The organism is Pseudomonas fuscovaginae SE-1 (assembly GCF_000364705.1).
Classification (GTDB): Bacteria; Pseudomonadota; Gammaproteobacteria; order Pseudomonadales; family Pseudomonadaceae; genus Aquipseudomonas; species Aquipseudomonas fuscovaginae_A.
Window position 1 is genome coordinate 75,752 of record NZ_AQOH01000047.1, and the last position, 7,818, is coordinate 83,569.

Annotated in this window: 7 protein-coding genes; 2 read left to right on the forward strand and 5 right to left on the reverse strand. The window is 65.1% G+C overall.

Going from position 1 to position 7,818, the window contains the following annotated elements:
• Window positions 1-20 precede the first annotated feature (20 nt).
• From znuB to zur, 3 genes are read right to left on the reverse strand one after another with little or no spacing between them, the layout of a single operon-like run.
• Window positions 21-809, reverse strand: coding sequence for a zinc ABC transporter permease subunit ZnuB (znuB, locus tag K675_RS0105810; protein ID WP_017902572.1), 789 nt, complete (start codon window positions 807-809; stop codon window positions 21-23).
• Window positions 802-1,590: a zinc ABC transporter ATP-binding protein ZnuC gene (gene znuC / locus K675_RS0105815; protein ID WP_017902573.1), complete on the reverse strand. Its 789-nt coding sequence runs from the start codon at window positions 1,588-1,590 to the stop codon at window positions 802-804. Before znuC ends, znuB begins: the two co-directional genes overlap by 8 nt.
• A complete protein-coding gene (zur, locus tag K675_RS0105820; RefSeq protein ID WP_026144964.1) occupies window positions 1,590-2,072 on the reverse strand; it encodes a zinc uptake transcriptional repressor Zur in 483 nt (160 codons plus the stop codon). The genes znuC and zur overlap by 1 nt, the downstream gene beginning before the upstream one ends.
• A gap of 57 nt (window positions 2,073-2,129) precedes the next feature.
• Here zur and K675_RS0105825 point away from each other — a divergent pair, with 57 nt between their 5' ends.
• Window positions 2,130-3,062 (forward strand): zinc ABC transporter substrate-binding protein, encoded by a 933-nt coding sequence (locus tag K675_RS0105825; RefSeq protein ID WP_026144965.1) that lies wholly within the window; start codon window positions 2,130-2,132, stop codon window positions 3,060-3,062.
• Between the two features lie 135 nt (window positions 3,063-3,197).
• Here K675_RS0105825 and K675_RS0105830 read toward each other — a convergent pair whose 3' ends face one another.
• Window positions 3,198-4,148: a homoserine kinase gene (locus K675_RS0105830; protein WP_017902576.1), complete on the reverse strand. Its 951-nt coding sequence runs from the start codon at window positions 4,146-4,148 to the stop codon at window positions 3,198-3,200.
• Between the two features lie 58 nt (window positions 4,149-4,206).
• A complete protein-coding gene (locus K675_RS0105835; RefSeq protein ID WP_017902577.1) occupies window positions 4,207-4,497 on the reverse strand; it encodes a DUF2782 domain-containing protein in 291 nt (96 codons plus the stop codon).
• A gap of 74 nt (window positions 4,498-4,571) precedes the next feature.
• Between K675_RS0105835 and polA the strand changes: the two genes are divergently transcribed.
• On the forward strand, window positions 4,572-7,385 hold the full coding sequence (polA, locus tag K675_RS0105840; RefSeq protein ID WP_017902578.1) for a DNA polymerase I: 2,814 nt from the start codon (window positions 4,572-4,574) through the stop codon (window positions 7,383-7,385).
• Window positions 7,386-7,818 lie beyond the last annotated feature (433 nt).

Genomic DNA, 7,818 nt, shown 5'->3' on the forward strand with positions numbered 1-7,818 from the left:
TGCGCAAAAAACGAGCAAGTCTACACCCCTCTGCGTGGCAGGACAAAACTCAGCAGAAACAGCCCGGCCGCAACCACCACGATGGACGGCCCGGCAGGGGTGTCCTTGAACCACGAAAGCGCCAGCCCGCCGCACACCGCAAGGACCCCCAGGAGGCTGGCGCCGAGGGCCATCTGTTCCGGCGAGCGGGCGTGCCGCTGGGCGGCGGCGGCGGGAATGATCAGCAGCGAGGTGATCAGTAGTACGCCGACGATCTTCATCGCCACGGCGATCACCACCGCGATCAGCAGCATCAGTGCCATGCGCAGCGTGGCCACCGGCAGGCCCTCGACGGTCGCCAGTTCCTCGTGCACGGTGATCGCCAGCAGCGGTCGCCACAGCGCCACCAGCAGCGCCAGTACCGCCGCGCTGCCGCCGAGGATCCAGGCCAGGTCGGTGCCGCTGATCGCCAGCAGGTCGCCGAACAGGTAGGCCATCAGGTCGATGCGTACTTCGTGCATGAAACTCAGGACCACCAGGCCGAGGGACAGCGTACTCGGCGCGAGAATCCCCAGCAGCGTGTCGGACGCCAGCGGCTGGCGCTGTTGCAGGGTCACCAGCAGGATCGCCAGCAGCAGGCAGCCGACGGTCACCGCCAGGGTCGGGCTGATGTCCAGCAGGAAACCCAGGGCCACGCCGAGCAAGGCGGCGTGGGACAGCGTGTCGCCGAAATAGGCCATGCGCCGCCAGACCACGAACGAACCCAGCGGGCCCGCCACCAGCGCCAGGGCCAGGCCTGCTAGCAGGGCGTAGAGCAGAAAATCAGCCATGCTTGCAGCCATCTCCGTGAACGTGGACGTGGGCCGGCGCGGCCTCTTCGCTGACCACCGTGCCATGCAGGTCATGGGCGTGGTCGTGATGGTGGTGGTAGATCGCCAGGCTCGGCGCGTTGCTGCCGAACAGCTCGACGAAGGCCGGGTCGCCGCTGACCTGCTCGGGGTGGCCGGAGCAGCAGACGTGGCGGTTGAGGCAGACCACCTGGTCGGTGGTGCTCATCACCAGGTGCAGGTCGTGGGAAACCATCAGCACGCCGCAACCATGGCGGTCGCGCAAGCGGGTGATCAGGCTGTAGAGCTCGGCTTGCCCGGCGACGTCGACGCCCTGGACCGGTTCGTCGAGCACCAGCAGCTCGGGTTCGCGCAACAGCGCCCGGGCCAGCAGCACACGCTGCATCTCGCCGCCGGAAATGCTCTGCACCGGGCTGTCGATCACCTGTTCGGCGCCGACTTCAGCGAGGGCGGCCTGCGCCCTGGCACGGTCGACCCCCGGTACCAGGCGCAGGAAGCGCAGCACCGAGAGTGGCAGGGTCGGGTCGACGTGCAGTTTCTGCGGCATGTAGCCGACCCGCAGTTTCGGCTTGCGCCAGACGCTGCCGCGGGTCGGCTTGAGCAGGCCGAGCACGGTCCGCACCAGGGTGGTCTTGCCGGCGCCGTTGGGGCCGATCAGGGTGACGATCTGCCGCGGCTCGACGCTCAGGTGGATGTTGTCCAGCACGTCCTGCCCGGCGAACGTCACGCCGACCTGGTCGAGGCGAATCAGCGCAGTGCTCATCAGGCCCCCTGGCAACCCGAGCAGAGGCCGACCACTTCGACGGTCTGGCCTTCGACGACGAAGCCGACATCGCTGGCGCCCTGGACGATGGCGTCGCTGATGGTCTTCTGCTCCAGCTCGATGGCCGCGTGGCAGTTGCGGCAGATCAGGAACTGGCCCTGGTGGGCGTGTTCCGGGTTGTTGCAGCCGACGAAGGCGTTGAGCGAGGCGATGCGGTGGACCAGGCCGTTGTCGAGCAGGAAGTCCAGCGCGCGGTACACCGTTGGTGGCGCGGCGCGGCGGCCGTCCTGTTCGCTGAGTACGGCGAGGATGTCATAGGCGCCCAGCGGCTTGTGGCTCTGCCAGACCAGTTCCAGCACCCGCCGCCGCAGGGCGGTCAGGCGCAGGCCCTGGCGCGCGCACAGCGCATCGGCCTCGGACAGCGCGCTGTGCACGCAGTGGGAGTGATCGTGGGGGCGGCTGGCGAGAGGGGTTTTAGGCATGAGCGGCGACGATTGTTGTGAGAGACGTTATTATGTTACCTGTTCCTGCCGCCTTGAGTGTTCATCGTGCCCCGTCTTTTTGCCTTTTTTGTCGCTATAAGCGCCGGTTTGTTCGTGACCGGAACTGTCCAGGCCCAGCAGGTCAGCGTGCTGACCAGCATCAAGCCCCTGCAATTGATCGCCGCCGCCGTCGAGGATGGCGTGGACACGCCCGAGGTGCTGTTGCCACCGGGCGCTTCGCCGCACAATTACGCGCTGCGGCCGTCCGACGTGCGCAAGGTGCAGTCGGTGGACCTGCTGTACTGGGTCGGCCCGGACATGGAGAGCTTCCTGCCTCGGGTGCTCAAGGGCCGCAGTCTGCCGACCGTGGCGGTGCAGGACCTGCCGGGCATGAAGTTGCGCCGTTTTGCCGAAGATAGCCACTCTCACGCCGAAGAAGCCGACGAACATGACCACGATCACCGCCCGGGCTCGCTGGATGCGCACCTGTGGCTGTCGACCGTCAACGCGCGGGTGATCGCCGCGCGCATGGCCGAGGACCTGGCCAAGGCCGATCCGGCCAATGCCGAACGCTACCGGCACAATGCCGAGGCCTTCTCGGGTCGCCTGGATGCCCTGGATGCGCGGCTCAAGGCGCGCCTGGCCGGTGTGGCGAACAAGCCGTACTTCGTGTTCCACGAGGCTTTCGACTATTTCGAGGCCGCCTACGGCCTCAAGCACGCCGGGGTGTTCAGCGTGGCCGCCGAGGTGCAGCCGGGGGCCCAGCATGTCGCGGCGATGCGGGCGCGGTTGCAGGAAGTCGGCAAGACGTGCGTGTTCAGCGAGCCGCCGCTGCGGCCACGGTTGGCCGAGACGCTGGTGTCAGGGTTGCCGGTGAAGCTGGCGGAACTGGATGCGCTGGGCGGTTATACGCCGGCGACGGCTAATGGCTATGAGCAGGTGCTGGAAAAACTCGGTAACGATTTGGCCAACTGTCTGGAATCGCTCTAGACCATAGTGGCTTCATCGCGGATAAATCCGACTCCCACAAGGTACTGTGTCGACCGCAAATCTTGTGATCGACGCAAACTGTGGGAGCCGGCGCCCCGGTTTATCCGCGAAAGGGCTCTGAAGGCCCTCTGCTGATCAGAGCGCGAACGGTAACGGCACACTCACCTGCTGCCGTTGCGCCAGGCGTAGCTGGAACTCCATCGGATCGTGAATCAGCACGTCCTGCCCGGCAAAGGACTCGGCGGCGATCAGTCGCGACAGCCAGAACCGCACGCAAGCCACGCGCAACATCGTCGGCCACAGTTCGGCCTCGGCCGCCGTGAACGGCCGCAACGCCGCATAGGCGCCCAGCAGGGCCCGGGCACGCTGGCCGTCGAGCAGGCCGTCGTCATCCGAGCACCAGTCGTTCAGCGAGATCGCCACGTCGTACAGCATCGGCCCCGAGCAGGCGTTGTAGAAGTCGATCAGGCCGGTCAGGTGCGTGCCTTCGAACATCGCGTTGTCGCGGAACAGGTCGGCGTGCAGGTTGGCCCGCGGCAGGGCAAGGATCTTCGCCTTGCAGCGCGCGATCTCTTCCAGGGCATTTTCCAGCAGGTCGTGGGCCTCGCTGCCCAGGTGCGACTTCAGCGTGTTGCCCTCTTCGAGCATCCAGTCCAGGCCGCGATCGGTCTTGCGTTCGATGATCCGCTCGCGGGTCGCCAGGTGCAGGTGGCCGAGCAGTTCGCCGACCTGCGCGCAATGCTGGGCGTTGGCCTGCTTGATGTGCTTGCCGGCCAGGCGCGGTTGCAGCAGCGCCGGCTTGCCGGCCAGCTCGCGCAGGGCCTGGCCGTCGGTGGTGCGCAGGGCGTAGGGCACTGGCAGGTCGGCGTCGTGGAGCACGTCGAGCAGTTCGATGAAGAACGGCATCTCCTGCACCGGGCCGCGTTCGACCAGGGTCAGGACGTACTCGCCCTGCTCCAGGCTGATGAAGAAATTGGTGTTTTCACTGCCGGCGGCAATTCCCTGGAAATCGAGCAGGCGACCGAGCCCGTAGGGAGCGAGAAAGGTTTCCAGCTCGGGGCGAGCCAGGGGGGTGAACACAGACATGTCTAGAACTGCCAGTCGGGGCGCCGCCATCGAGCCGGCGCCGCTTGGGGTTAAAGGGTTACTTCCACTCGAAGATCTTCCATGACGGAATCAGCATATCGGGCTGATCCGAGCGGATAAAGTTTGCATCAGTTCCGTCGGCGCGTACCAGAAAGTATGGCTTGCCCCCTTTCGGGGTGACCTTGATGGCATACAGAAAGCCATTTTGCCGGTATTCCTGGATGGTTTTATCGCCTTCCGTGCGAATGGTCACTTCTGGATCGGCCGAGGGCGCATCATCCGCGGCGATCGCCGCCAATGGAGTGATTGCAAACAGGCCGGCCAACAACAAGCGATTGAGCGTGCGCATGATAACCTTGTCCCTTTGTCGTCAACGGTCCCTGTATTCTACCGCTGGACCCGCCGAAAAGGTTGATCGCGCTCATGAGCAAAGCTCCCCTCGTCCTGGTGGACGGTTCTTCGTACCTGTACCGCGCGTTTCACGCGATGCCGCCGCTCACCAATTCCAAGGGTGTGCCGACCGGTGCGGTGAAGGGCGTCCTGAACATGCTGCGCAGCCTGCGCAAACAGTACCCGGACAGCCCGTTCGCCGTGGTGTTCGACGCCAAGGGCGGGACCTTCCGCGACGAAATGTTCGCCGACTACAAGGCCAACCGGCCGAGCATGCCCGACGAGATGCGCGTGCAGATCGAGCCGCTGCATGCCAGCGTGCGCGCCATGGGCTTCCCGCTGCTGTGCGTCGAAGGCGTGGAGGCCGACGACGTGATCGGCACCCTGGCGCGCAGCAGTGCGGCGGCGGATCGCCCGGTGATCATTTCCACCGGCGACAAGGATATGGCCCAGTTGGTCGACAGTCATATCACGCTGGTCAACACCATGTCCGAGACGTCCATGGACGTTGAGGGCGTGAAGGCCAAGTTCGGCGTCGCGCCCGAGCAGATCATCGACCTGCTGGCGCTGATGGGCGACTCCGCCGACAACATCCCCGGGGTCAAGGGCGTCGGCGAGAAGACCGCCGTGGCCCTGCTGGTGGGGGTCAACGGCGGCCTGAAGGAGCTGTATGCCAACCTCGACCTGGTGCCGACCCTGCCGATCCGCGGGGCCAAGACCCTGCCGGCCAAGTTGCTCGAACATCAGGAAATGGCTTTCCTGTCCTACCGGCTGGCGACCATCAAGGTCGACGTGGAGCTGGAGGTCGGCCTGGACGACCTGCACCTGGGCGAGCCGGATCGCGACAAGCTGATCGAGCTGTACAGCTCGCTGGAATTCAAGGGCTGGCTCGACGAACTGAACCGCGAAGCCAAGCGCGCCGGCTTGCAGGAAGGTGCCGCCCCGGCGCCGGCGGCGAGCCAGGCGGTGGTCGAGGAAACGCCGGCTGAAAGCGCCGCGCCGACACCTGCCGAGCCGCAGTACGAAACCATCCTCGATCAGGCGCGTTTCGATGTCTGGCTGAAGAAGCTGCAGGACGCCAAGCTGTTTGCCTTCGATACCGAGACCACCGGGATCGACGCCCAGCAGGCGCAACTGGTCGGGGTGTCCTTCGCCGTGCAGGCCAACGAAGCGGCCTACATCCCGTTGGCCCACTCCTATATCGGCGTGCCGCAGCAACTGGACCGCGACAGCGTACTGCTGGCGCTGAAGCCGCTGCTGGAAGACCCGAGCAAACTCAAGGTCGGCCAGCACGCCAAGTTCGACATGAACATCCTCGCCAACTGCGCCATCGGTGGCGACCCCGAATGCGGTATCACCGTGCGTGGCATCGCCTTCGACACCATGCTCGAATCCTACGTGCTGAACTCCACCGCGACCCGGCATGACATGGACAGCCTGGCGAAGAAGTACCTGGACTACGACACTGTCAGTTTCCAGGACATCGCCGGCAAGGGCGCCAAGCAACTGACCTTCGACCAGATTCCCCTGGAGCAGGCCGGCCACTACGCCGCCGAGGATGCCGATGTGACCCTGCGCCTGCACCACGCGCTGCATGAGCAACTGGCGGCGATCCCGAGCCTGGCCAGCGTGCTGAGCGACATCGAGATCCCGCTGGTGCCGGTACTGGCGCGCATCGAGCGCCAGGGTGCATTGGTGGACAAGGACCTGCTGGGCGTGCAGAGCATCGAGCTGGGCGACAAGATGGTCGAGCTGGAGCGCCAGGCGTTCGAGATCGCCGGCGAGGAGTTCAACCTCGGTTCGCCGAAGCAGTTGGGAGTGATCCTCTACGAGAAACTCGGCCTGCCGGTGCTGAAGAAGACCGGCAAGGGCCAGGCCTCCACCGCCGAGGAAGTGCTGGCCAAACTGGCCGAAGACGACTATCCGCTGCCCAGGGTGCTGATGCAGTACCGTTCCATGAGCAAGCTGAAGAGCACGTACACCGACCGTCTGCCGGAACAGATCAACCCGCGTACCGGGCGGATCCACACCTCCTACCACCAGGCGGTGGCCGCGACCGGCCGGCTGTCCTCCAGCGATCCGAACCTGCAGAACATCCCGGTGCGTACCGCCGAAGGCCGGCGCATCCGCCAGGCGTTCGTCGCGCCCAAGGGCTACAAGCTGCTGGCGGCTGACTATTCGCAGATCGAGCTGCGGATCATGGCCCACCTGTCCAAGGACGAAGGCCTGCTCAACGCCTTCCGCGACAACCTCGACGTGCACACCGCCACCGCGGCCGAAGTGTTCAAGGTCGAGCTGGGCGAGGTCACATCCGATCAGCGCCGCAGCGCCAAGGCGATCAACTTCGGCCTGATCTACGGCATGGGCGCGCAGAAGCTGGGCAAGGACATCGGCGTCGACACCAAGACCGCCAAGGCCTACATCGACTTGTATTTCGCCCGCTACCCCGGGGTTCGCGAGTACATGGAGCGCACCCGTGGCCAGGCGTCGGAGCAGGGTTACGTCGAGACCCTGTTCGGCCGTCGGCTGTACCTGCCGGACATCCATTCCAACAAGCCCCAGGAACGCGCAGCGGCCGAGCGCACGGCGATCAACGCGCCGATGCAGGGCACCGCGGCGGACATCATCAAGAAGGCCATGGTCAAGGTCGACGAGTGGCTGAGCGGGTCCGGACTGGACGCCAAGGTCATCCTCCAGGTGCACGACGAACTGGTGCTTGAGGTGCGCGAGGACCAGGTGGCCGAGGTCAGCGAGAAGATCCGTGAGCACATGAGCGGTGCGGCGCAGCTGGATGTGCCGTTGCTGGTCGAGGTGGGGGTGGGCAACAACTGGGATGAGGCGCACTGATTCGCTTGCTATGGATGGCCGCCTGCGGCGGTTCGCGGGCGAGTCGGATCGCCGCACCGCCGCGAACAGGCCCGCAAGCCTTGCACCCCGGCGAAGGGCTTTGGTTCTGAAATCTTCAGTGGCTATGCCAAATAGTTTTTGAAGATATTTTGAACTAAATCGGCATCCCGCTACTCAGAGTTACTGAATGGCTGGTGAAGCCCTTCGATGCTCCTATGTTGTGTTAAGTGTTGGCAGATATTCTGGACCCCGCCCTAGCGGTCCGGAACTTGGACCCCGAACTTCCCCTCCCCATACGAAGTCCGGGGTTTTTTTTGCCCAAACGGCTTGTGGCGCTTTCAACGCAGCCTGAACGCACCACAGACCGTTTGGCGTACGCCTTGCCGCTTTTGTGGGAGCCGGCTTGCTGGCGATCCGCCGCAGGCGGCCATCC

What these genes read in the sequence shown, in the direction of transcription:
- znuC (WP_017902573.1), bottom strand. Translation starts at nt 1,590, where the DNA reads ATGAGCACTGCGCTGATTCGCCTCGACCAGGTCGGCGTGACGTTCGCC.
- polA (WP_017902578.1), top strand. Translation starts at nt 4,572, where the DNA reads ATGAGCAAAGCTCCCCTCGTCCTGGTGGACGGTTCTTCGTACCTGTAC.
- K675_RS0105830 (WP_017902576.1), bottom strand. Translation starts at nt 4,148, where the DNA reads ATGTCTGTGTTCACCCCCCTGGCTCGCCCCGAGCTGGAAACCTTTCTC.
- znuB (WP_017902572.1), bottom strand. Translation starts at nt 809, where the DNA reads ATGGCTGATTTTCTGCTCTACGCCCTGCTAGCAGGCCTGGCCCTGGCG.
- K675_RS0105835 (WP_017902577.1), bottom strand. Translation starts at nt 4,497, where the DNA reads ATGCGCACGCTCAATCGCTTGTTGTTGGCCGGCCTGTTTGCAATCACT.
- zur (WP_026144964.1), bottom strand. Translation starts at nt 2,072, where the DNA reads ATGCCTAAAACCCCTCTCGCCAGCCGCCCCCACGATCACTCCCACTGC.